The organism is Streptomyces sp. NPDC059906 (assembly GCF_042730645.1).
Lineage (GTDB): Bacteria > Actinomycetota > Actinomycetes > Streptomycetales > Streptomycetaceae > Streptomyces > Streptomyces rubrogriseus.
The window spans coordinates 194,992-216,350 of record NZ_JBHWKU010000004.1; the positions used below are offsets into that span (position 1 = coordinate 194,992).

At 73.3% G+C, this 21,359-nt stretch carries 23 protein-coding genes; 15 read left to right on the forward strand and 8 right to left on the reverse strand.

The window, feature by feature from the left end:
• Positions 1-46 precede the first annotated feature (46 nt).
• Positions 47-3,082: an ATP-dependent helicase C-terminal domain-containing protein gene (locus tag ACFV9J_RS08570; RefSeq protein WP_385351749.1), complete on the reverse strand. Its 3,036-nt coding sequence runs from the start codon at positions 3,080-3,082 to the stop codon at positions 47-49.
• Between the two features lie 66 nt (positions 3,083-3,148).
• Positions 3,149-3,961: a class I SAM-dependent methyltransferase gene (locus tag ACFV9J_RS08575; protein WP_385352226.1), complete on the reverse strand. Its 813-nt coding sequence runs from the start codon at positions 3,959-3,961 to the stop codon at positions 3,149-3,151.
• Between the two features lie 375 nt (positions 3,962-4,336).
• Here ACFV9J_RS08575 and rpsA point away from each other — a divergent pair, with 375 nt between their 5' ends.
• The 4 genes from rpsA to ACFV9J_RS08595 all read left to right on the forward strand — a co-directional run bounded on the left by rpsA (position 4,337) and on the right by ACFV9J_RS08595 (position 8,009).
• Entirely contained in the window at positions 4,337-5,848 is a 1,512-nt protein-coding gene (gene rpsA, locus ACFV9J_RS08580) for a 30S ribosomal protein S1 (protein WP_109031901.1), read from the forward strand.
• Positions 5,849-6,005: 157 nt separating this feature from the next.
• Complete coding sequence (locus ACFV9J_RS08585) at positions 6,006-6,944, forward strand: PAC2 family protein (protein ID WP_385351753.1); 939 nt, start codon at positions 6,006-6,008, stop codon at positions 6,942-6,944.
• Positions 6,945-6,976: 32 nt separating this feature from the next.
• Positions 6,977-7,579, forward strand: a complete 603-nt coding sequence (gene coaE / locus ACFV9J_RS08590) for a dephospho-CoA kinase (RefSeq protein ID WP_385351756.1) — start codon at positions 6,977-6,979, stop codon at positions 7,577-7,579.
• Positions 7,580-7,628: 49 nt separating this feature from the next.
• Positions 7,629-8,009 (forward strand): M48 family metallopeptidase, encoded by a 381-nt coding sequence (locus tag ACFV9J_RS08595; RefSeq protein WP_003976823.1) that lies wholly within the window; start codon positions 7,629-7,631, stop codon positions 8,007-8,009.
• An 8-nt stretch (positions 8,010-8,017) separates the two neighbouring features.
• Here ACFV9J_RS08595 and ACFV9J_RS08600 read toward each other — a convergent pair whose 3' ends face one another.
• Complete coding sequence (locus ACFV9J_RS08600) at positions 8,018-8,275, reverse strand: DUF6343 family protein (RefSeq protein ID WP_361007619.1); 258 nt, start codon at positions 8,273-8,275, stop codon at positions 8,018-8,020.
• 172 nt (positions 8,276-8,447) lie between these two features.
• Here ACFV9J_RS08600 and ACFV9J_RS08605 point away from each other — a divergent pair, with 172 nt between their 5' ends.
• Positions 8,448-9,134 (forward strand): class I SAM-dependent methyltransferase, encoded by a 687-nt coding sequence (locus ACFV9J_RS08605; RefSeq protein ID WP_385351759.1) that lies wholly within the window; start codon positions 8,448-8,450, stop codon positions 9,132-9,134.
• Between the two features lie 121 nt (positions 9,135-9,255).
• A complete protein-coding gene (locus ACFV9J_RS08610; protein WP_385351761.1) occupies positions 9,256-9,711 on the forward strand; it encodes a DoxX family protein in 456 nt (151 codons plus the stop codon).
• A gap of 26 nt (positions 9,712-9,737) precedes the next feature.
• Here ACFV9J_RS08610 and ACFV9J_RS08615 read toward each other — a convergent pair whose 3' ends face one another.
• Positions 9,738-10,298: an RNA-binding S4 domain-containing protein gene (locus ACFV9J_RS08615; RefSeq protein ID WP_385351763.1), complete on the reverse strand. Its 561-nt coding sequence runs from the start codon at positions 10,296-10,298 to the stop codon at positions 9,738-9,740.
• A gap of 129 nt (positions 10,299-10,427) precedes the next feature.
• On the opposite strand from ACFV9J_RS08615, the gene ACFV9J_RS08620 reads away from it, so the two are divergent.
• The gene (locus tag ACFV9J_RS08620; RefSeq protein WP_385351766.1) at positions 10,428-11,141 is read left to right on the forward strand and encodes a uracil-DNA glycosylase; all 714 of its coding nucleotides are present in this window, start codon (positions 10,428-10,430) and stop codon (positions 11,139-11,141) included.
• A gap of 55 nt (positions 11,142-11,196) precedes the next feature.
• Positions 11,197-12,168 carry a prolyl aminopeptidase gene (gene pip / locus ACFV9J_RS08625; RefSeq protein WP_385352228.1) on the forward strand — a complete coding sequence of 324 codons (972 nt, stop codon included), beginning with the start codon at positions 11,197-11,199 and terminating at the stop codon, positions 12,166-12,168.
• A 4-nt stretch (positions 12,169-12,172) separates the two neighbouring features.
• Here the strand turns inward: pip and ACFV9J_RS08630 are convergent, their stop codons facing one another.
• Both ACFV9J_RS08630 and ACFV9J_RS08635 read right to left on the reverse strand, forming a co-directional pair.
• Positions 12,173-12,664, reverse strand: a complete 492-nt coding sequence (locus ACFV9J_RS08630) for a GNAT family N-acetyltransferase (protein ID WP_385351769.1) — start codon at positions 12,662-12,664, stop codon at positions 12,173-12,175.
• Positions 12,661-13,074, reverse strand: coding sequence for a RidA family protein (locus tag ACFV9J_RS08635; protein WP_385351772.1), 414 nt, complete (start codon positions 13,072-13,074; stop codon positions 12,661-12,663). Before ACFV9J_RS08635 ends, ACFV9J_RS08630 begins: the two co-directional genes overlap by 4 nt.
• Before the next feature lie 187 nt (positions 13,075-13,261).
• Between ACFV9J_RS08635 and ACFV9J_RS08640 the strand changes: the two genes are divergently transcribed.
• From ACFV9J_RS08640 to ACFV9J_RS08660, 5 genes are all read left to right on the forward strand, one after another.
• Entirely contained in the window at positions 13,262-14,044 is a 783-nt protein-coding gene (locus ACFV9J_RS08640; RefSeq protein WP_385351775.1) for a nucleotidyltransferase domain-containing protein, read from the forward strand.
• A 230-nt stretch (positions 14,045-14,274) separates the two neighbouring features.
• The gene (locus tag ACFV9J_RS08645) at positions 14,275-16,131 is read left to right on the forward strand and encodes an FUSC family protein (protein WP_385351778.1); all 1,857 of its coding nucleotides are present in this window, start codon (positions 14,275-14,277) and stop codon (positions 16,129-16,131) included.
• Positions 16,131-17,546, forward strand: a complete 1,416-nt coding sequence (locus ACFV9J_RS08650) for an amidohydrolase (RefSeq protein ID WP_385351781.1) — start codon at positions 16,131-16,133, stop codon at positions 17,544-17,546. The genes ACFV9J_RS08645 and ACFV9J_RS08650 overlap by 1 nt, the downstream gene beginning before the upstream one ends.
• Before the next feature lie 137 nt (positions 17,547-17,683).
• On the forward strand, positions 17,684-18,373 hold the full coding sequence (locus ACFV9J_RS08655; protein ID WP_385351783.1) for a DUF899 domain-containing protein: 690 nt from the start codon (positions 17,684-17,686) through the stop codon (positions 18,371-18,373).
• A 155-nt stretch (positions 18,374-18,528) separates the two neighbouring features.
• The gene (locus ACFV9J_RS08660) at positions 18,529-18,711 is read left to right on the forward strand and encodes a hypothetical protein (RefSeq protein ID WP_385351786.1); all 183 of its coding nucleotides are present in this window, start codon (positions 18,529-18,531) and stop codon (positions 18,709-18,711) included.
• Between the two features lie 18 nt (positions 18,712-18,729).
• Here the strand turns inward: ACFV9J_RS08660 and ACFV9J_RS08665 are convergent, their stop codons facing one another.
• Together ACFV9J_RS08665 and ACFV9J_RS08670 are read right to left on the reverse strand one after the other, a co-directional pair.
• Positions 18,730-19,170, reverse strand: a complete 441-nt coding sequence (locus ACFV9J_RS08665) for a hypothetical protein (protein WP_385351789.1) — start codon at positions 19,168-19,170, stop codon at positions 18,730-18,732.
• Positions 19,161-19,883, reverse strand: a complete 723-nt coding sequence (locus tag ACFV9J_RS08670; RefSeq protein WP_385351792.1) for an ATP-binding protein — start codon at positions 19,881-19,883, stop codon at positions 19,161-19,163. The genes ACFV9J_RS08665 and ACFV9J_RS08670 overlap by 10 nt, the downstream gene beginning before the upstream one ends.
• Before the next feature lie 292 nt (positions 19,884-20,175).
• Between ACFV9J_RS08670 and ACFV9J_RS08675 the strand changes: the two genes are divergently transcribed.
• Both ACFV9J_RS08675 and ACFV9J_RS08680 read left to right on the forward strand, forming a co-directional pair.
• The gene (locus tag ACFV9J_RS08675; protein ID WP_003976840.1) at positions 20,176-21,036 is read left to right on the forward strand and encodes a helix-turn-helix transcriptional regulator; all 861 of its coding nucleotides are present in this window, start codon (positions 20,176-20,178) and stop codon (positions 21,034-21,036) included.
• Positions 21,037-21,312 (forward strand): DUF397 domain-containing protein, encoded by a 276-nt coding sequence (locus ACFV9J_RS08680; RefSeq protein ID WP_003976841.1) that lies wholly within the window; start codon positions 21,037-21,039, stop codon positions 21,310-21,312.
• The last annotated feature ends 47 nt before the right edge of the window (positions 21,313-21,359 follow it).

Below are 21,359 nucleotides of genomic sequence, written 5' to 3' on the forward strand. Positions count from 1 at the left end.
GCCACCGTCCGCCCGGCGAGGCACTTCCCGCCCCGCCGGGCCGCGGTCACTTGCCGAGCCGGGCCTTCGTGTACCGGGTCGGCTCCGCCGTGGCCGGGTCCTCGGGCCACGGATGCTTCGGATACCGGCCGCGCAGCTCCGCCCGTACGCCGGTGTAGCCGTCCTTCCAGAACGAGGCCAGGTCGGCGGTGACCGCGGCCGGCCGGCCGGCGGGGGACAGGAGATGCACCAGGAGCGGCACCCCGGCGATCTCGGGGGACCGCTGGAGCCCGAACATCTCCTGCAACTTCACCGCGAGCACGGGCTGTTCGGGGTCGTCGTAGTCGATCCGGATCCTGGACCCACTGGGGACGAGGATCCGCTCGGGGGCCAGCTCGTCCAGCCGCGCCGCCTCCCCCGAGGCCCAGGGCAGCAAGCGCGTCAGCGCCTGCGCGGCGTCGATCCGCCCCAGGTCGGCCCGCCGCCGGGCCCGGCTCAGCTCGGGCTCCAGCCACTCGTCCGCGCGCGCGAGCAGGGCGTCGTCGGTGACGTCCGGCCAGGGCTCGCCCAGCCGGTGCCGCAGGAACGCGAGCCGCTTGCGCAGCAGGCCGGCGTCGGCCGAACGCCGCAGCAGCCCGAGCCCCTCCCGCCGCAGCCCCTCCAGCAGGGCGCCCCGCACGAGTACGGGGTCGGCGTCGGCGAGGGGCCGCACCGCGAGTTCCACCGCCCCGAGCCGTTCGACCCGCCGGGCCACCACGTCGCCGTCGGCCCAGTGCACCTCGTCGCGCTCCGTCAGCAGCGCCCCCGCTGCGAGCCGGGCCGTCTCCTCGTCGACAGCCGCGCCGAGCTGCACGCGCGCGTGCCCCCTTCCCACGGGCCGGTCGGCCACGGCGACGGCGATCCACGGCGCCCCGCGCAGTGCCGACGCCTGCGGAAGTTCCGCCCGGGTGCCGGAAACCATCAGATACGAACCGCCGTCCTTCCTGGCCACCCGCTCCGGAAACGCCAGCGCGGCAACCAGCCCGGCGAGAACACCCTCACCAACCCGCCCGCCGTCGCCACCCTCGACGGCGGCACGCTGTCCGCGCCGGTCGTCGCCATCCTCCACGGCGGCGCGCTGGCCCGGTCCGCTGTCGTCACCTTCCGCGGTGGCGCGCTGTCCGCGCCGGTCGTCGCCGTCCTCCACGGTGGCGCGCTGGCCCGGTCCGCTGTCGTCACCTTTCGCGGTGGCGCGCTGTCTCCGCCGCTTGTCGCCGTCCTCCGCGGTGGCGCGCTGGGCCGGTCCGCTGTCGTCACCTTTCGCGGTGGCGGGCTGTCTCCGCCGCTTGTCGCCGTCCTCCGCGGTGGCGCGCTGGCCCGGTCCGCTGTCGTCACCTTTCGCGGTGGCGCGCTGTCTCCGCCGGTCGTCGCCGTCCACCGCAGCGGCCCTCAGTCGCCGCACCTCGGCCCGCCACCGGGCTCCGTACGCGTCTCCTCCGCGCCTGGCGGCCCGCAGTACGGACACGAGGTCGTCCCCGTACTCCCGCGGCGCCTCCTCGCTCAACAGGCCCACCACCTCGGCCACCACCTCGGCCCCACCGCTCCCGAAGCCGCCCGCCCCGGGGACTCGGGCCCCGGCGGCGGCCGGTCGTGCGGTGCCTCCGGCGGCGTGTCGCGGTGCCGGGGTCTCCGTCGGCGAGGCGCCCGTACCCGCAGGACGAGCACCCGAGCGGCCCGCGGGCGCCGCCGCCCCCGAGGCGGCCCGGGGCGCAACCCCCGCGCTCGGCTCCGCCGCGTCCAGGAGTGCCCGGCCCAGCCGGGGGTGCAGGCCGAGGCGGGACAGGCGAACGCCTCGCTCCGTCGCGCGCCCCGCGGAGTCCACGGCGCCGACCGCCTCCAGCACCGACCGGGCGGCCGCCATCGCCCCGCCGGGCGGCGGATCGAGCAGCGCCAGACCGGACGCGTCCGGATCGCCCCAGCAGGCCGCCTGCAGCGCGAACGCCGTCAGGTCGGCCACCTTGATCTCCGGCGCCGGGAACCGCGGCAGACGGGCGTCCTCCGCCTCCGCCCAGCAGCGGTACACCACCCCCGGCGCCTCGCGTCCGGCGCGGCCCGCCCGCTGCCGCGCCGCCGCCCGCGAGGCCCGTACCGTCGTCAGGGCGCTCAGCCCGCGCGCGTGGTCCACCCTCGGCTCCCGAGCCAGCCCCGCGTCCACGACCACCCGCACGCCCGGGACCGTCAGCGACGACTCGGCCACCGAGGTCGCGAGCACCACCCTGCGCCGCGCCCCGGGCGCCAGCACCGCGTCCTGCACGGCAGCGGGCGCCCGCCCGTGCACCTGGAGCACATCCACGTCCGCCGGCGCCCCGAGCAGACCGGCGACACGGGAGATCTCGCCCACCCCCGGCAGGAAACACAGGACGTCCCCGTCCCGCTCGGCCAGCGCCCGCCGCACCACGGAGGCCACGTGGGCGAGCAGCGCCGGGTCCACCCGCATCCCGTGCGGCGGGCGCACCGCACGCGCCGGCGGTGCCCACACGGTCTCGACGGGATACGACACGCCGTGCGCCTCGACCACCGGCGCGCCGCCCAGCAGCCGGGACCAGCCCGCCGCGTCGGTCGTGGCCGACGCGGCCACCAGCCGCAGCTCGGGCCGCAGGGCCTGCCGTACGTCCCACAGGAACGCCGCCGACGTGTCCGCGTCCAGATGCCGCTCGTGGCACTCGTCCAGCACCACCGCGTCGACGCCCGTCAGCTCCTGGTCCCGCTGGAGCCGCTGCAACAGCACGCCCGTCGTGACGACCTCCACGCGCGCGTGGCGCCCCACGACCCGCTCCCCGCGCACGGTGTACCCGACACTCGCGCCCGGCTTCTCACCCAGCAGCCACGCCATCCGCCGGGCCGCCGCCCGTGCGGCGATCCGGCGCGGCTCGGCCACCACCACGCGCCGCGCCGGAGCGCCCTCCCCGCCCAGCAGCCCGGCCAGCGCCAGCGGCACCAGCGTCGTCTTGCCGGTACCGGACGGCGCGACCAGCACCGCCGTGCCGTGCCCCTCCAGGGCGTCGTGCAGCGCGGGCAGGGCGCCGCGCACGGGCAGCGCGTCCAGGGCGTCGTAACGGATCACGCCCCCAGTGTCGTACGTCCGCGAAGGCGCCCTCCACGCGCGCGTGGACCCGGCTCCCGGTGCGGCTCAGTCGCGCTCGCAGACGAAGATCGCCGTCCCCGGGACCAGCTGCCCGCGCAGCGGCGACCAGCCGCCCCACTCCGAGGTGTTCCAGTCCGGCCACTCCGGCTCCACCAGGTCCACCAGCCGGAACCCGGACGTCACCACGTCCCGCACCCGGTCACCGAGCGTCCTGTGGTGCTCGACGTACACCGCGAGGCCCTCGTCGTCCTGCTCGACGTACGGCGTCCGGTCGAAGTACGAGGCGGAGACCGACAGCCCCTCGGGGCCCGGCTCGTCCGGGAACGCCCAGCGCAGCGGGTGCGTGACCGAGAAGACGAAGCGGCCGCCGGGCCGCAGCACCCGGCGCACCTCCCGCAGCACCAGCCGCGGGTCGGCGACGAAGGGCAGCGCCCCGTACGCCGAGCACGCCAGGTCGAACGAGCCGTCCGCGAAGGGCAGCACCGACGCGTCGGCGCACACCAGGGGGAACGCGACGCCGATGCGCAGGGCGTGCTGGAGCTGGCGGTGGGAGAGGTCGAGGGCCACCGGACGGGCACCCTGTGCGGTCAGCCAGCGCGAGCACTGGGCCGCGCCGGCGCCGATCTCCAGGATGTCCTTGCCCTTCAGCTCCTCCGGCGGGCCGAGCAGCTCGGCCTCCACCTCGTCCAGGCCCTCGGGACACCACACGAAGCGGTCGTCGCCGAGGAAGGTGCCGTGCTCGGTCTGGTACTCGTCCGCGTTCCGGTCCCACCAGCCGCGGTTGGCGCGGGAACTCTCCGTGACACCGGCGGCACGCCGGGTGGCCTCGGGTTCGGATGCTTCGACTCCCTCTTGGATGACCGGCTCCCTCGTACTAGTCTGCGGGCTCTTCCGTGCCGCCCGCCCCTCGTGTCACGCAGGGGGCATCCAGGGGTCCGTGTGGCCTCGGGAGACGGCTTTTGTGCCGGGTATGCGACGATCCGCCCCGGGTGTGCGGCTTCGCGCATTGACCCTGCCCGGCTGCCCCCGTATGCTACAAGTTGCGCTGCGGGCCTGCGCACCTCAGACGTAGCAGGTCGCGCTCGCATCTGTTGTATGTCCCCTCGGTTCTCGAGGCGTCACCAGTGGTTTTCGGTGACGCTTCCTTGGCTGTCCGGCTTCTGCAGAGCGAAACGGGCTCCCGGCGTAAGCAGTACCTACGACTTCAATGTCCGTACCGGAGCCCTTTCCCACATGACGAGCAGCACCGAGACCACCGCCACCACCCCGCAGGTTGCGGTCAACGACATCGGTAACGAGGAAGCCTTCCTCGCCGCGATCGACGAGACGATCAAGTACTTCAACGACGGCGACATCGTCGACGGCGTCATCGTGAAGGTCGACCGGGACGAGGTCCTGCTCGACATCGGTTACAAGACCGAAGGTGTCATCCCGAGCCGAGAGCTCTCGATCAAGCACGACGTCGACCCCAACGAGGTCGTCGCCGTCGGTGACGAGATCGAGGCCCTTGTTCTCCAGAAGGAGGACAAGGAAGGCCGCCTGATCCTCTCGAAGAAGCGTGCCCAGTACGAGCGGGCCTGGGGCACCATCGAGAAGATCAAGGAAGAGGACGGCATCGTCACCGGTACCGTCATCGAGGTCGTCAAGGGTGGTCTCATCCTCGACATCGGCCTCCGCGGCTTCCTCCCGGCCTCCCTGGTCGAGATGCGCCGCGTCCGCGACCTCCAGCCCTACGTGGGCAAGGAGCTCGAGGCGAAGATCATCGAGCTGGACAAGAACCGCAACAACGTGGTCCTGTCCCGCCGTGCCTGGCTGGAGCAGACCCAGTCCGAGGTCCGCCAGACGTTCCTCACGACCCTCCAGAAGGGTCAGGTCCGTTCCGGCGTCGTCTCCTCGATCGTCAACTTCGGTGCCTTCGTGGACCTGGGTGGCGTCGACGGTCTGGTCCACGTCTCCGAGCTGTCCTGGAAGCACATCGACCACCCGTCCGAGGTTGTCGAGGTCGGCCAGGAGGTCACCGTCGAGGTCCTCGACGTCGACATGGACCGCGAGCGTGTCTCCCTGTCGCTGAAGGCGACCCAGGAAGACCCGTGGCAGCAGTTCGCCCGCACCCACCAGATCGGCCAGGTCGTGCCCGGCAAGGTCACGAAGCTGGTTCCGTTCGGTGCGTTCGTCCGCGTGGACGAGGGCATCGAGGGTCTGGTCCACATCTCCGAGCTGGCCGAGCGCCACGTGGAGATCCCGGAGCAGGTCGTCCAGGTCAACGACGAGATCTTCGTCAAGGTCATCGACATCGACCTCGAGCGCCGCCGCATCAGCCTCTCGCTGAAGCAGGCCAACGAGGCCTTCGGTGCCGACCCGTCCACGGTCGAGTTCGACCCGACCCTGTACGGCATGGCCGCGTCCTACGACGACCAGGGCAACTACATCTACCCCGAGGGCTTCGACCCCGAGACCAACGACTGGCTCGAGGGCTACGAGACCCAGCGCGAGGCCTGGGAGACGCAGTACGCCGAGGCCCAGCAGCGCTTCGAGCAGCACCAGGCGCAGGTCATCAAGTCCCGCGAGGCGGACGAGAAGGCCGCTGCCGAGGGCGTCGACACCGCGGGTGCGGCTCAGGCCGCGTCCGGTGGCGGCGGTGGCGGCGGCTCGTACTCCTCCGAGGGCGGCGACAACTCCGGCGCCCTGGCGTCGGACGAGGCGCTGGCCGCGCTGCGCGAGAAGCTGGCCGGCGGCCAGAGCTGAAGCTCTGCACCGGCCGCTGACGCACAGCGGTTGAAGCACGACGGTTGACTGAGGGGCCGCACCTTTCGAGGTGCGGCCCCTTCAGTGCTTCCCTCCGGGAATGCCCCACCCCACAAGGGTGTTGTGACATACGAACACGAGGAGGGGAGCGGTCACTGTGCTTGATCCGCAGGATTTGTACACCTGGGAGCCGAAGGGCCTTGCCGTCGTCGACATGGCACTCGCCCAGGAGTCGGCCGGACTGGTCATGCTGTACCACTTCGACGGATACATCGACGCCGGGGAGACCGGCGACCAGATCGTCGACCAGGTGCTCGATTCGCTGCCCCACCAGGTCGTCGCCCGCTTCGACCACGACCGGCTCGTGGACTACCGGGCCCGCCGGCCGCTGCTGACCTTCAAGCGGGACACCTGGACGGACTACGAGGAACCCACCATCGAGGTGCGGCTCGTCCAGGACGCCACCGGGGCGCCCTTCCTGTTCCTGTCCGGCCCCGAGCCGGACGTGGAGTGGGAGCGCTTCGCCGCGGCCGTGGGGCAGATCGTGGAGCGGCTGGGCGTCCGCCTGTCGGTGAGCTTCCACGGCATTCCCATGGGCGTCCCGCACACCCGGCCGGTCGGCATCACCCCGCACGGCAGCCGGACCGACCTCGTGCCGGGTCATCGCAGCCCCTTCGAGGAGGCGCAGGTTCCCGGCAGCGCGGAGGCACTCGTCGAGTACCGGCTCGCGCAGGCCGGCCACGACGTGCTCGGCGTCGCCGCGCACGTCCCGCACTACGTCGCCCGCTCCGCGTACCCGGACGCGGCGCTGACCGTCCTGGAGGCGATCACCGCGGCGACCGGCCTGGTCCTGCCGGGCATCGCGCACTCCCTGCGCACGGACGCCCACCGCACCCAGACGGAGATCGACCGGCAGATCCAGGAGGGCGACGAGGAGCTCATCGCCCTCGTCCAGGGCCTGGAGCACCAGTACGACGCGGCCGCCGGTGCCGAGACCCGGGGCAACATGCTCGCCGAACCCGTCGAGATCCCCTCCGCCGACGAGATCGGCCGCGAGTTCGAACGGTTCCTCGCCGAGCGGGAGGGCGACGGCTGACGCCGTGACCGGCACCCTCTAAGCTTCCGCTCATGCTGAGGGTTGGCCTGACCGGCGGGATCGGCGCCGGCAAGAGCGAGGTGTCACGGCTCCTCGTCGAGCACGGTGCCGTACTGATCGACGCCGACCGGATCGCGCGCGAGGTCGTCGCCCCCGGAACACCGGGGCTCGCCGCGGTCGTGGCGGCGTTCGGCGAGGACGTCCTGGCCGAGGACGGCAGCCTGGACCGGCCGAAACTCGGCTCGATCGTGTTCGCCGACCCCGAGAAGCTGGCCGTCCTGAACGGCATCGTGCACCCCCTGGTCCGCGAGCGCTCCAGTGCCCTCGAGGAGGCCGCCGCCGAGGACGCCGTCGTCGTCCACGACGTCCCCCTGCTCACGGAGAACGGCCTGGCGCCGCTGTACGACCTCGTCATCGTCGTGGACGCCGCCCCCGCCACCCAGCTCGACCGGCTGGTGCGGCTGCGCGGCATGAGCGAGCAGGACGCACGGGCCCGCATGGCCGCCCAGGCGACGCGCGAGCAGCGCCGGGAGATCGCGGACGTGGTCGTCGACAACGACGTACCGCTTCAGGAGCTGCGGCGGCGCGTCAAGGAGGTCTGGGACGAACTGGTGAGCGGGGCGCACACGGAATAGCGGGTCCGGCGCGTGCGTTGATCCCTTCCAGCGAGGGAAGGACTCAGCCGTGCCCGAGACAAGCGGTCCGACCGGACGTACTCCGGAGACGGATGTCATCGACTTCCGTGCCGCCGAGCAACTGCTCGCGGCGCGGGACCCGCGCGGCGCGGTGAAACTGCTCGACGGTGTCATCGGCGCCCACCCCGAGAACACCGCCGCACGGCTGCTGCGCGCGCGTGCCTTCTTCGCGGCGGCGCAACTGCGTCCGGCCGAGCTGGAGTTCACCATCGTCCTGGAGCGCGAGCCGGACAACGCGTTCGCGCACTTCGCCCTCGCCCGCACCTACGAGCGCCGGGGCTGCCCCGGCCAGGCCCGGCGCCATTTCCGGCTGGCGGCGGCCCTGGACCCGAACCCGGAGTACCTGCAGCAGGCGCGCTTCGACTCCTGACCGCGCGGTCAGCGCCTCGGTGGCAGGTACGGCGGGATGTTCCGGCCCGGCTGGTAGTGCGGGCCCTGGCGGAGGTGCCGGAGGATCACCGTCAGGTCGGCCGTGACGACGAGCCACAGCACCCCGCAGGCGAGCGCCCAGCCGAAGTGCCCCGTGAGCGCGAAGACGGCCGTGCCGAAGACCGCCCAGACCAGCCCCCACAGGCTCAGCCAGAACCGCGCCCGCAGGGCACTGCGCGCGGTGGCCGGTTCACTGCCCGTACGCATCGGTTCACCACTCCTGTTTCGAACGTACTGCGGCGCGCCCCGAGGGGGAAACGAGGCGCATCCACGGACCGACCGCACCACGGGACGGCACGCGTTCACTCGGTCGGGTGAACCGAGGGCGTGGGGGAACGGGTGTGCGGGGGCGGGCCGTTGGACGGGTATGGAGCTGAGCATGCGAGAGGGACACCAGGGGACGGGACCCGGGGCCATCACCCCGGACGGCTGCGCCGTCGAGCTCTATTCGAGGCTGCCGGTCGGAGCCGAGCCGGACATCGTCGCCGCCGCCGTGCCCGAGGGCGCGCGAATACTGGAGCTGGGCAGCGGGGTGGGGCGAATGACGCACCCGCTGCTGGAGAGGGGGTTCGGGGTCACCGCGGTGGACGAGTCCGCCGAGATGCTGGAGCGCGTGCGCGGGGCGCGCACCCTATGCAGCCCGATCGAGGACCTCGACCTCGGCGAGCGCTTCGACGCCGTGATGCTGGCGTCGTTCCTCGTGCACGCCGGGGACGTCGAGGTGCGGCGGGGCCTGCTGCGCACCTGCGCCCGGCATGTGGCGGAGGACGGCTGCGTACTGATCCAGCGGGAGGGGGCGGATTACCACACGAATCTGCCGAGGGAACGGGTGGACCCCAGCGGCTTCACCATCCGGATCCTGTCCGCGGACCCGGTGGGTGACGGCGTCAACTCGGTCCGGGCGGAGTACGAGTTCCCGGACGCGGTCTGGACCCAGACCTTCCGGGCCCGGCCACTGACCAGGGAGCAGTTCGAGGGGGCACTGGGGGAGGCGGGGCTCGCGGTGGACCGGTATCTCACCGACGACGGGACGTGGGTGAGGGCCGTGCCTGTGCGGCAGGGGTAGTGGCAAGGGCAGGCCCGGCATGGGCGGAGGGGAGTCGGGGCGCGGTCCGGCTATGAGTTCCGGGGCGGCGGGCGGTCTGTGTCCCGACAGCAGCACGGACCGCTCGGCCCAGGAGATAGCCATGTCCGACACCACCGCTTCCCCCGCCCCCGTCCCAGCCCCCACCGTCTCGGCCCGCCCGCGCGGCCTCCGGGTCGCCCTGCGCGTCGTGCAGATGCTCCTCGCGCTGTTCTTCGCTCTCGCGAGCGCCCTGCCCAAGCTGATCGCGCACTCCTCGGCGGCCGACACCTTCGCCGAGATGGGCTGGGGCGACGCGGGCATGTACGCGATCGGTGTCCTCGAGCTGACGGGAGCGGTCGCCCTGCTCGTGCCGGTGCTGCAGTCGGTGGCGGCGACGGCGCTGAGCGCGCTGATGGTGGGCGCGTTCGTCGTCCAGCTCACCTACTTCGACGGTGCGGGCGCGGCGACACCGCTGATCCTCATGGTGCCGCTCCTGGTCGTCGCCCGGGCCCGCCGCGGGCACAACGAGGAGCTGCGCCGACTGCTGCGCCCGCGCCCCCGGGTCCGACGCGGCTGACCGGGCGTGACCCGTGCACGGACCGCTCAGGGCCTGGTCTCCGCGTCCCTCCGGGAGCTGCTCAGGCCCTCCAGCCCGCGCAGCCGGTCCATCTCGCGGCGGTCGCGCTTGGTCGGGCGGCCGGCGCCGCGGTCGCGGATGCCGGCCGGGGCGACGGCCTCGCGGGGCGGGGGCGGCGGCGAGTTGTCGACGTAGCACTGGACGGCGACCGGGGCACCTACGCGCTTGCGGATCAGCCGTTTCACGACGACGACCCGTTCCCGGCCCTCCTGTCGCAGGCGCACCTCGTCGCCGACGCGGAGCGAGTACGCGGGCTTCACCCGCTCGCCGTTCACCCGGACATGGCCGCCGCGGCAGGCGGTCGCGCCCAGGGAACGGGTCTTGATCAGGCGGACGGCCCAGATCCAGCTGTCCACGCGGACGCTCTCGCCGTTCTGCGGCCCGGCCGCCTCGGCGGCGGCGACCGCCGCGGCCGTCTTCGGGTCCGGTGTCGGCGTCTTCGGGTCCGGTGTCCCGGCCGCGGCAGCGGCGCCGTCCCGCGGTGCGGCCACCTGGCCGCTCCCGCCTTCGTCATGCTCGGAAGCCATGGTTCGACCCTAACCGCCCGGCACGGCGCGGCGGGCCGCAATTTCGGCGGCCGACGACGGCCCCCGCGGACGGGGCACCCAGGGGCTCGTACGTCCCGCCCGTGCCGGAGAGGGTCTTACGGTGGAGGTATGGACACCGGCGGCCTCCGCGTACTCGACCAGCGCATCGCGGGGTGCCGCGCCTGCCCGCGGCTGGTGGAGTGGCGGGAAGAGGTGGCCCGTACCAAACGGGCCGCCTTCGCCGACTGGACGTACTGGGGCCGGCCCGTGCCCGGCTTCGGCCCGCCGGACGCGCGGCTGCTGATCGTCGGCCTGGCGCCCGCGGCCCACGGCGGCAACCGCACCGGGCGGATGTTCACCGGCGACCGCTCCGGCGACGTGCTGTACCAGGCGCTGTACGACGTGGGCCTCGCCTCGCAGCCCACCGCGGTCGACGTGGACGACGGCCTGGAACTGTACGGCGTGCGCGTCACCTCGCCCGTGCACTGCGCCCCGCCCGCGAACAAGCCCACGCCCGCCGAACGGGACACCTGCCGTTCCTGGCTCGTCCAGGAACTGGGGCTGCTGCGGCCGACACTGCGGGCGGTGGTCGTCCTCGGGGCCTTCGGCTGGCAGGCGGCGCTGCCCGCGTTCGCCGGGGCGGGCTGGGCCGTACCCCGCCCCCGTCCGGCCTTCGCCCACGGCGCGCAGGTGACGCTGGACGCCGCCGACGGGCCGGGCCTGCACCTCTTCGGCTGCTTCCACGTCAGCCAGCGCAACACCTTCACCGGCCGGCTCACCCCCGGGATGCTGCGCGACGTGCTGCGCACGGCGGCGGACACGGCGGGGCTGCCCGCGCGGTGAGGGCCGCACCGTAAAGCGGATGAGCGAGCGGGGCCACCGCCGCTACGGTGCTCCGATGGGCCTGTATCCGGAGATCGAACCGTACGACCACGGCATGCTCGACGTCGGGGACGGCAACCACGTGTACTGGGAAACCTGCGGGAACCCGCACGGCAAACCCGCGCTGGTGCTGCACGGCGGACCCGGCAGCCGCGCGAGTCCGGGGCACCGGCGCTACTTCGATCCCGCCGCCTACCGGATCGTCCTCCTCGACCAGCGCGGCGCCGGGCGTTCGCTGCCCCGCGCGAGCGCCCCCGACACGGACATGAGCGTCAACACGACCGCCCACCTCATGGCGGACCTGGAGCGGCTGCGGGCCCACCTGGGCATCGAGCGCTGGCTGGTGTGGGGCGTGTCCTGGGGCTCGGTCCTGGGCCTGCGGTACGCGCAGACGCACCCCGGCGTGGTGAGCGAGCTGGTGCTGACCGGGGTCGCCACCGGCTCCAACGCCGAAGTGGCCCTCCTGACGAGAGGATTGGGGAAGATCTTCCCCGAGGCCCACGAGCGGTTCCTCGCCGAACTGCCCCCTGACGCCCGCGACGGAAACCTCCCCGCCGCCTACAACCGACTGCTGGAGTCCCCGGACCCGGCGGTCCGCGAGCGGGCCGCGCGTGCCTGGACCGACTGGGAGACGGCGATCGTCCCCGCGCCGCCCCGCTCGGTCGCCCGCTACGAGGACCAGGACTTCCGCATGGGCTTCGCCCGCACCGTCACGCACTACTGGGGCAACGACCACTTCCTCGGCGACGGCAACGACGAGGGCGTGGTCCTCGGGGACGCGCACCTGCTGAAGAGCATCCCCGGCACCCTGGTCCAGGGCAGCCTCGACTTCGGCAACCTCCTCGGCATCGTCTGGCGGCTCCACCACGCCTGGCCCGACAGCGACCTGGTGATCGTGGACGAGGCCGGACACGACGCCGGGGCGACCGGCGACGAGGCCCTGCTGGCGGCGACGGACAAATACGCGCGCGGTGGCACCGCGGAATGACGGACTAGACGGACCGAGGTTGCCACTCGTAGCGCACGTCCGGCTCCCGCTCCTCGTTCCGGTCGCCGTCCGTCCACTCCACGGCCCGGAACCCGTGCCGCTCGTAGAAGCGCCGCGCGGGCGCGTTGACCTGGAAGGTCCACAGCGACAGCCCGTCCGCCCGGCGCTCCTTGGCCAGGGCGACGAACCGGTCCCCGATCCCGCGCCCGCGCCGCTCGGGGGCGAGGTACAGCTGCGACAGCTCCGCGCCCTCCAGCACCATCACACCGGCCACCGCGCCGTCGGCCCCCTCCGCCACCCAGGTCTCGTGGCGCTCCACCAGCACGTGCCGGAAGTACGCACGGACCTCGGAGTCGGAGCGGGGCCGGACCACGGTCGGCAGCGCGGTGGCGAAGGAACGCAGCCACACGTCGGCCGCCGCACGCGCGTCGACGGCCCGGGCGCGCCGCAGCACCACCGCTTCGGCTCCCGCGTCGGTTCCCGTACCCCGGTTCACGGTCGGCCGCTTTCCGGCACGGACGCGGTCGCGGTGATCTCCACCAGCTGACCCGGGTAGCCGAGGCAGCTCACCCCGAGCAGTGTCGAGGAGTGCGGACCGGTGCTGAGCCCGGACGCCTCGACCACGTCCCAGACGGCGGACAGCGCGGCGGTCTCCGCGCTCACGACGTACACATCGGTCGACAGCACGTGCTCCAGCCCGCTCCCGACGGCACGCAGCTGCTCGGTGAGGTTCGCGAGCACCTGCTCGGCCTGACGGACCGGATCGCCCTCGCCGACCAGCTTGCCCTCCGCGTCGAGCGGAACGGAACCGGCGAGGAACGCGAGCCTGGTCCCGGCCTCGACGACGGAGGCGTGGGAGTAGACGGGCGGCGGGAAGAGGCCGGGCACGGTGACGCGTTGGATCACGTGGACTCCTGGATGACGGCGGGCAACCTCCCGATCGTCCGTTCTCCGGCCGTGCCGCGCACCCGAATTTCGCTCGCGGCCCGCACGCCGGCCGCCTAGGCTCCCCGGCGTCGGCCCGCTCCCGTCCCCGCCCCGCTCCCGTCCCGCTCCCGTCCCGTCCCCGCCCCGCCGTCAGGAGCCCCCACCAGTGCCCACGCCCACCCTCACGGACCAGGCCTTCCTCGACACCACGGCCGACCGGCTCGCCGCCCTGCCCGCGGTCCGCGCGGTCACCCTCGGCGGCTCCCGGGCCCAGGGCACGCACAGGCCGGACAGCGACTGGGACCTGGCGGTCTACTACCGGGGCGCCTTCGACCCCGAGGACCTGCGCGCCGCCGGCTGGCCGGGAGAGGTCTCGGAGCTCGGCGCCTGGGGCGGCGGCGTTTTCAACGGGGGCGCCTGGCTGACGATCGACGAGCGCCGGGTCGACGTGCACTACCGCGACCTCGACGTGGTGGAGCACGAGACGGCGGAGGCGGCGGCGGGCCGCTTCGGCGTCGAGCCGCTGATGTTCCACCTGGCGGGCATCCCGACCTACCTCGTGGTCGCCGAGCTGGCGATCAACAAGGTGCTGCGCGGGGACCCGCCCCGTCCCGCCGCCTACCCGGAGGCCCTGCGCACCACCGCGCCCGAACGCTGGTACGGCACGGCCACCGCCACCCTCGCCTACGCCCGGGCCGGCCACGCCCCCAAGGGAGCCCTCACCCAGGTCGCCGGCGCGCTCGCCCTCGCCACGACCCAGACGGCCCACGCGGTGCTGGCGGCACGGGGGGAGTGGGTGACGAACGAGAAGGGGCTGGTCGAGCGGGCCGGGCTGGACGGGATGGACGTGCTGCTCGCCGGTCTGACGCCGGAGCCGCGGGCTCTGGACGACGCGGTGACACGGGCCGGAACCCTGCTGCGGGACGCTCTGGAGGCCGCCCGCTCCTGAGAGCCCCGCCCCGCCCCGCACCCACCGCACCCACCGCACCCACCGCACCACACGGAACCGCCCCGGACCGCAGTGCTCCGTGGCGCTCAACGGCCGTCACCCCCGCGAAACAAGCCCGTTTCCGCGCCTTTGAAAACCCGTCGTACGCTTGACAGCGCACCGCCCAGCCCGGCCACCGTCGCCCGAAGGCTCACCACCGCCTCGCCCGGACGACAGGAGCCCCGCACCCCGTGTTCCGCACCGCCGCCCACGCACTCCCGCCCTGGCTCGGCCACGCCCTGAACGCCCAGCGCGGCCCGGTGCCCTGGAACGCGGTGGTCCGGGGCGCACTGGCCGGCGGGCCGCTGCTGATCGCCGCCCTGGTCGCCGGGCGGGCCTCCCTCGGAGTCGTCGCCGCGATCGCCGCCATGCTGGCCGGCGTCAACGACCGGCCGGGCAGCCGCCGTACCTCCGTGCGGCGGATCGGCGTACCCGCGCTCGCGGGCGCGCTCGGACTGCTCGTCGGGACGTACGCCGGGCAGCACCTCGGGGCCGTGGTGCTGACCCTGGTGCTGACCGGGCTCGGACTGGTCGCCGGGTGCGTCAGCGCCGTCGGGCCCGTGGCGTCCGGGACGGGGACGCAGCTGCTGGTCACCGCGGCCGTGGGCGCCGGGATGCCGCTGCCCGACCCCGGGTGGCGGAGCGTCCTCGCCTTCCTCGCCGGTGCCGGATGGCTGCTCCTGCTGCGGCTGGTGCTGCCCACACCCACCTCTGTCACCGGCGACCTCCGTCTCGACTTCCGTTTCGACGGGGAACGGGCAGCCGTCGCCGACGTCTACGAGGCCGTCGCCGCGCTCCTCGACGCGGTCGGCACGGAGCACGCCGTGGCCCGCCGGACCGCGCTCACCGCCGCCCTCGACCACGCGCAGGACGCGCTCGCCGGACCCCGGCTGCGGCGCCGCGCCGCCACCGCCGCCGAACGCCGGCTGCACGCCCAGTACGCCGCCGCGCTGCCCCTCGGCGAGGCCGCGACCGCGCTCGCGTGGGCGGAGCGGGCGGTGCCCGCGCGGGCCGGCGAGGGCCCCCGGCGGCTCGCGGCGGCCGTCCGAGGCAACACCCACGCCGGGCCGCTGCCCGCCCCCAGCCGGACCGATCCGGCCCTGCGCGCCCTGGACGACGCCCTGCTGCACGCGGCGCAGGCCTTCGACCGGGGCAGTGGCCCCGACCTGCACGTCCGCAGGCGATCGCCCCGCTCGGTGGCGCGGGCGGTGCTCGGCCCGGGCGGGCGGGAGTACGGGCTGCGGGCCGGGCTGTGCTTCGGCGCCAGTGCCGCCGTCGCGCAGGCGCTGCACCACGGTCACTGGTACGGCTCCCACCAGCACTGGTACTGGCTGCCCGCCACCGCCGTCTTCCTCGTCAAGCCCGACCTCGGCCCGCTCGTGTCCCGGGTGCTGTGCCGGGCGGCCGGGACGGTGCTCGGGGCGCTGCTGTTCGCCGGGTTCGCGGCCGTACTGCCCCGGCCCGAGGGTCTGGTCGTCCTCGTCGCGGTCTGCGGTGCCCTGGTGCCGGTCGCCGCGCGGCACTTCGCCGCCCAGACCACCGTCGTCACCGTTCTCGTCCTCGCCCTGGTCATGGTCGGCGGCGAACCGCAGGCATCCGCCGGCCGCATCGGGGAGACGCTGCTGGCCTGCGCGATCGTGCTGGTGGCCGGGCACCTGCCGATGCCGGGGCCGCGGGGCGCCGGTATCCGGGCGGGTGTCGACGCCGCCGACGTGGCCGCGCACGCCTACCTCACGCACGTACTGAGCGAGTCCGACGACCGCGCCGCCCGGTGGACGCTGCGCCGGGAGGCCTACCGCACGCTCGCCGAGGCCCGCGCAGCCATCGCCCGTGCCGCCGCCGAACTGCCCGCCCTCGCCCGGCACTCCGAGGGCACCGACGAGGTCGCGGCGGTCCTCGAACGGCTCGTCGACACCACCACCGCGTGCGCCGTGCACCTCGACGACACCGGGCGGCTCACACCCCGCCACACCGAACGGCTCGCCGCGCTGCGGGACGAACTCGCCGAGCGGCGCGGGCGCGTGGGACGGCACCGTACGTTGGCGTGATGACGCCTTCCTCACCCGAGCCCGCCGAGCCCGCCGAGCCCGCCGAGCCCATCGAGCCCGCCGAGCCCGCCGGGATCGCCGATCTCGTCATCACCGGCTGCACCGTGCTCGTGCACGACGACCGCGAACGGATCGGCTTCGAGCAGGACGCGGCCGTCGTCGTACGCGGCGGAGTCGTCGACTCCGTGACCACCGCCGCGGCAGGGGCCGCGGTACCCGCCGCCGACCGCATCGACGCACGCGGCCAGGTCGCCCTCCCCGGGCTGATCAACTGCCACACGCACACGCCCATGGTCGCCCTGCGCGGACTCGCCGAGGACCTGCCCACCGAGGAGTGGTTCAACGACGTCGTCTGGCCCGTCGAGTCCAACCTCACCGTGCGGGACGTGCTCCTGGGCGCCCGGCTGGCCTGCGCCGAGATGATCCGCGCGGGCGTCACGACCTTCGCGGACAGCTACTTCCACATGGACGCCGTGGCCGCGGTCGTGAACCAGTGCGGGATGCGGGCGCAACTCGGGCAGGCCTACTTCTCCTCGCAGGGGCCCGAGGGGCTGGCGGCGTCACTGGAGTTCGCGCTGCGCCGCCGCGATTCCGCCGGTGGCCGGATCACCACCGCCCTCGCCCCGCACGCCCCCTACACGGTGGTCGACGCCGACCTCGCCGCGACCGCGGAACTCGCCCGCGAGCACGGACTGCCCGTGCACCTGCACGCCGCCGAGAACCGGGACCAGACCGACACGAGCCTCGCCCGGCACGGCGTCACCCCCATCGGCGTCCTGGAACGCACCGGAGTCCTCGACACCGACGTGCTCATCGCCCACGGCACCGGCATCACCGAGGGCGACCTGCCGCTCCTCGCGCGCGCGGGCGGCCGTACGGCGGTGGCGACCGCGCCCCGCGGCTACCTCAAGTTCGGCTGGCCCGGCACCACACCGGTGCGCGCGCTGCGTGACATCGGCGTCCCCGTGGGGCTGGCCACGGACGGTGCCGCGTCCAACAACTCCCTCGACGTGTGGGAGTCGATGGCGCTCACGTCCCTGATCCAGAAGTCCGCCGAGGGCGATCCGCGCTGGCTGACCTCCCGCCAGGCCCTCCACCACGCCACCGTGCAGAGCGCCCGGGCCGTCGGGCTCGGGGACACCGTGGGACGCATCGCACCCGGGCGGCGGGCGGACCTGATCCTGGTCGACCTCACCGGACCGCACACCCAGCCCGTGCACGACCTCGCCGCCACCCTGGTGCACAGCGCGCGCTCCGCCGACGTGCGCACGACGATCGTCGACGGACGCGTCCTCATGCGGGACCGCGAACTGCTCACCGTGGACGTGCCCGAGGTGGTCCGGGAGCTGGGGGAGCGGCTGCCCGCCCTGACCGACCGCGGGCACGGCCGGCGCATCCAGGAGTACGACACCTGAAAGGCCTGTTCAGGGCCTGTTCAGGGCCTGTTCGGCGGACCGCTGAAAAGAATCTTGCCGGGCAGCGATGAGTTCCGCTCCGCCCTTCGGTCACCACCCGGACGGCCCGACCGCGTCGTCGTACAGGAGGCTGGAGTATGTCGCTGCCCGAGATCGTCACCCGCGCGGACTGGCGCGCGGCGCGCGAGGCCTTACTGGCCAAGGAGAAGGCGGCCACCCGCGCGCGTGACGCCCTCAACGCCGAGCGTCGCGGGCTGCCCATGGTGGAGGTCGGCAAGGAGTACGTGTTCGAGGGCGGCGACGGCAAGGCCACCCTGCTCGACCTCTTCGAGGGCCGGGAGCAGCTCGTCGTCTACCACTTCATGTTCGCGCCCGAGTGGGACGCCGGCTGCCGCAGCTGCTCGGCGTTCCTGGACCAGATCGCCCACCTCGCGCACCTCAGGGCCCGCGGTACGTCCTTCGCGGCCGTCTCCCGGGCGCCGTACCCGAGGATCCTGCCGTTCAAGGCGCGGATGGGCTGGACACTGCCCTGGTACTCGTCGTACGTCAGCGACTTCAACACCGACTTCGAGGCGACCCTGGAGCACGAGGGCGAGCTGGTCGAGCGGCCGGGGCTCAGCTGCTTCCTGCGGGACCGCGAACGGGTCTTCCACACCTACTCGACGTACGAACGCGGCCTCGACGGGCTCGGATCCACCACCAGCCTGCTCGACCTGACCGCGCTCGGCCGGCGGGAGCCGTGGGAGAAACCGGAGGGGCGCGCGTCGGCTCTCGGTGCGCCCGCGGGCAGCGGGGGAGTGCGCTATCACGACGAGTACGAGGACTGAGACGCTCGGTGGCGAAAACGGCCGGACGGCTGAGGCGCCGCTCACCCTTTGCGGTGAACAGGTGTCAACTGTGTCTCAGTACCATCACCACGCGAGGCGTCCGCTCCATGGTTGGCGTTTAACTCTACGAGTGCAGCGCTACATGGAGGTGCGGAGTGAACGGGCGAACGGTGCTCGAACGCTTTCCCGCCGGCGGACCGCGGGGATCCTGGCCGGCGGAGGAGTTCGCACAGGCGCGGCGTCTGGAAGGTATGCCCGCCGAGGTCGTGATGGACCTCGCGACGGACATGTTCCTGGTCGTCGTACGCCGGGACAGCGCGGGTGACGCGGCGGCCTGACGCGCCGCCGCCCGGCTCCTACGCGCTCACCGTCCGCGACCAGGTGGGCGTCGTGTTCGTCAGCCGGCACAGGGCCAGGTACAGCGGGATCGGCGGCGTGTAGGGAACCGTGCCGTCCGAGCGGTGGATGAGGGCGGGCAGGCTCGTCGAGCCCGGTACGACCGCACCGGTCGCGTAGCGCGCGGGGGCGGGCCACTCCAGCGCGTAGTCGGAGTCGGACGGAACGATCCACCACCAGTGCGTGTCATCGGCGTAGACGCACCCCACGCGTGGCAGCCGGGGCAGCACCTGCTGGCCGAGGCGGGCGGGAACGGCCACCGCGTCGCAGCCCAGCGGTGCGGTCATACCATCCGGCACGGGCAGTCTCCGAGGTGTTCCGGCGGTGTGCCGTCCGCGCTGGAGGCGGACCATCGTGTCCAGACCCAGAGGTCGGACGCCGGACGCGGCCCTCATAGCCATTCGGTCCCCGTTCCACGGACTGTTTCCAGGCCCTTGCGGCTCTCGGCGGTCCCCCGCGGCTCTGCGGTCACCCGGGCCTCTGCGGTCACCCGGGCCTCGCGCGGTCGGTGGTCTTCCCTGCGGCGGGACTCGGCCTCGCCCTCGTCCCCCGTGTCATCCGTCGGGGCGGGCTTCGGCCGGGCGCCCCAGCCCAGGTCGTTGCGGGGCTCCGCGGGGTCGCGCGGTTCGTCGGCCTTGCGCGGCAGCTCCGCCCAGACCAGCAGTCCGGGACCGTGCTCGTGGGCGCCCCAGGCCTCGCACAGGGCGTCGACGAGGATCAGGCCCCTGCCGTGCTCGTCCTCGGGCTGCTGATCGGCCGAGGGGTGGGGCTGGCCCGGGGCGCAGCCCTCGTCGCGCACGGCTATGCGGACCAGGTCGTCGGCGTCGTGCAGCTCGCACACTATGTGTCTGCTCGCCGTGTGCACGATCGCGTTGGTCACCAGCTCGGAGACCACCAGGGCCGCGGTGTCACAGGTGTCCTCGCACACTGCCCAGCCGCTCAGCCGGGCCCGTGTCAGGCGTCTGGCCTGTGAGGGAGAACCCGGATGAGCGGCCAGCTCGAAACGGAACCGGCGCTCGGCGGCGGCGGCTCCCGAAGCGCCGGCTCCCATGGCGGCACCGAGGCCCAGGGAGCCCGCGGCGGCGTCTGTTCCTAAGGGCGCGGACGGAATCACGCTTGCCACTATCGCCCCGCCGTGAACACTTGGCAAGTGTCACTCTGAAAAATGCAGAGTGCTGTGTGACGTTCTGGACGGCCGTGGCACACTGCTCGCAACAGCACGTCGAGCGGCGCCACTTCAGGTCGTCGAAGACCTCGCCAGGTTTTCGAACAGATCTTCGAATGGCGCCGCCGGGCTGTCCGCGCCAGGACACGCCGGGTCTCGCCGAGGCTGTCCGTACGGGAAAACAGGGACGCAAGGACTCTGGGACGCAGGGAATCTTCCGGGACTCTTCAGGAGGTGGGCGGTGAGCGAGCCGCGGTCCGCGCCGACGGTCGGCCAGGTCGTACTCGGCCGGCGCCTGCTGGACCTGCGGGAACGTGCCGGTCTCAAGCGCGAGGAAGCCGCCCGCATCCTGCGCGTCGCCCCCGCCACGGTCCGCCGCATGGAGATGGCCGAGGTCGCCCTCAAGATCCCGTACCTCCAGCTCCTGCTGAAGGCCTACGGCGTCGGCGACGAGGAGGCCGACGCCTTCGTCCAGCTGGCCGAGGACGCCAACAAACCGGGGTGGTGGCAGCGCTTCCACGACATCCTCCCGGGCTGGTTCTCGCTGTACGTCAGCCTGGAGGGCGCGGCCTCCCTGATCCGTGCCTACGAGCCCCACTTCGTCCCCGGAGTGCTGCAGACCGAGGACTACGCACGCGGCGTACTGCGCTCGGGAGCCATCGGGCAGACCCGGCCCGACGACATCGAGCGCCACGTCGACCTGCGCATGCAACGCCAGGAACTGCTCACCCGTAAGGACGCACCCCGGCTGTGGGTCGTGATGGACGAAACCGCGCTGCGCCGCCCCGTCGGGGGGCCGGAGGTGATGCGTGCCCAGATCGACCGGCTGCTCGAGGCCACGAAGCTGCCCAACGTGACGCTGCAGATCGCCCCGTTCTCGAGCGGGCCGCACCCCGGCACGTACGGGCCCTTCGTGCTGTTCCGATTCGCCATGCCGGAACTGCCGGACATGGTCTACAGCGAGTACCTGACCGGCGCCGTCTATCTCGACGCGCGCGCGGAGGTGGCGACCCACCTCGAGGTCATGGACCGCATGGCGGCGCAGGCCGCCACGGCACATCGCACGAAGGAGATCCTCCGGGATCTCCGCAAGGAGCTGTGAATGAACCGCATCAAGCCCCAGCGCTCACCACTCAACCGCGCCGAGCGGATCTACAACGGCATGCCCGCCCGTGACCTGGGCAGCGAGGGCTGGCACAAGCCGTGGAGCGGAGGCAACGGAGGCAACTGCCTGGAGGCCATGAAGCTCGCCGACGGCCGGATCGCGGTACGGCAGTCCACCGACCCGGACGGGCCGGCGCTGATCTACACCTCCGCCGAGATGACGGCCTTCATCGAGGGAGCGAAGGCGGGAGAGGCGGACTTCCTTCTGTCCTGAAACGTGCACCCCCTTGGATTGTTGTTTTTAAGCTGTTAGGCACTGAG